This is a genomic window from Hydrogenophaga sp., assembly GCF_041633695.1.
GTDB lineage: Bacteria > Pseudomonadota > Gammaproteobacteria > Burkholderiales > Burkholderiaceae_C > Hydrogenophaga.
The window spans coordinates 1-1,538 of the sequence record NZ_JBFJMY010000695.1; the positions used below are offsets into that span (position 1 = coordinate 1).

Here is a 1,538-nt window from a genome sequence, read left to right on the forward strand (position 1 = left end):
GCCAGGGGCGGCAACACCGGCACCTGCAACTGGCGCCCCAGCCGCCAGGCCACGGCGCGCAGCAACACCAGCGAAGACACCAGGGCCAGCCACAGCAGGCGGCGCACAGTGGACGGCTGGGGAGCGGGGGTGGTGCGGCTCATGGCAGACCACTCCCGCAATCCATGGGCAGCGCTTGGGGCGAAGCGGCCACGGCGTGCGCCTGGGTGGGCACGGCTTGTGCCGACAACCAGGTGGCCAGCGCCCCCACGTCTTGCGCCGACAAGGCCTGCGCGATCCGGGCCATGCAGTCGGGTGCGCCGGCGTGGCGCTGGCCGGTTTGCCAGGCGCCGAGCTGGCCAATGAGGTAGTCGCGCGGCAAACCGATCAGACCCGGAATGGCCGGGTTTCGGCCGGTGAGCGCGTCGCCATGGCATTGCACGCAGGCCGGTATCTGGCGCTGCGCATCACCCTGGCGTATCAAGGCTTCACCGCGTGCCAGCTCGGCGGCCGGGGCATTCGCGGTCTGCGGCGGCGGGTAGGGCAAATCCAGGCTCGCGAAGTACTGGGCGATGTCGCGCAAATAGGCGTCAGACAGGGGATCGAGCAACTGGCTCATGCCGGGGTTCTGGCGCCGGCCTTCGCGGAAGTTGCGCAACTGGTTGTAGAGGTAACCGGCGGGCTTGCCCGCGATGCGCGGAAAGTAACCCGCATTGGTGGCACGGCCCTCCTGGCCGTGGCACAAGGTGCAAGCCATGACGCGCTGGGCCAGTGTGTCGGGCACGCTGTGCGCAGCGATCTGGGCCGAGGTGGTCTGGGCCGAGGCCGGGGCCGAAAAGACCAGCAAGCCCGAACATGCGAACGCGGCCAAAGGGCCGCTCAAAAAGCGGGGAAACACAGTGAGGATGGGCATGAAAAATGCGAAGCAGCGAGGTGGGTTGACCGACCGGAATCACCCCCCGCTGGCGAGCATGGGCGCGAACAAGGCGGCGATACCGAGAAAGGAAAAAAAGCCCACCACGTCGGTGACGGTGGTGAGGATGATGGACGAAGCCGTGGCCGGATCTTGCCCGAAGCGGCGCAACAAAATGGGCACCAGCGCGCCCGCCAAACCAGCGGCCAGCATGGAGATCACCATGGCCAGCACGATCACCGCCACCAGAGCCAGCGAACGGCTCCAGACATAGACCGCCAGACCGGTGGTCGCAGATACGGCCAGGCCGTTCAGCAAGCCGGTGAGCGCCTCTTTGCCCACCACCGCCGGCCAGTGGCGCAAACTGATTTCGCGCAGCATCAGGCCGCGCATGGTGACGGCCAGCGCCTGCGCCCCGGCATTGCCCGATTGCCCGGCCACCACCGGCAGCAACACCGCCAGCGCGGTGAACTGCGCGATGGTGTTCTCGAACAAGCCCACCACGGCGGCGGCGAGAAAGGCGGTCAGCAGGTTGATCTGCAGCCAGGGCAGGCGCTTCTTGACCGCGAACATGGGCGAGGACAGGGCGCGCTCGTCGGGACTGGCGCCCACCATGGTCAGCATGTCCAGACTGGTTTCTTCTTCC

General features: G+C 67.6%; 2 protein-coding genes. Both read right to left on the bottom strand.

Features of this window, described 5'->3' with window-relative positions; all coding sequences use genetic code 11:
• Positions 1 to 139: 139 nt before the first annotated feature.
• The gene (locus tag ABYB95_RS23315) at positions 140 to 892 is read right to left on the bottom strand and encodes a cytochrome c (RefSeq protein WP_372662693.1); all 753 of its coding nucleotides are present in this window, start codon (positions 890 to 892) and stop codon (positions 140 to 142) included.
• 39 nt (positions 893 to 931) lie between these two features.
• The coding region (locus tag ABYB95_RS23320; protein ID WP_372662696.1) for a magnesium transporter at positions 932 to 1,538 on the bottom strand (607 nt) is incomplete at its 5' end.

Bases quoted from the DNA above. Each gene is read 5' to 3' on its own strand.
- ABYB95_RS23315 (WP_372662693.1), bottom strand. From the start codon at position 892: ATGCCCATCCTCACTGTGTTTCCCCGCTTTTTGAGCGGCCCTTTGGCC.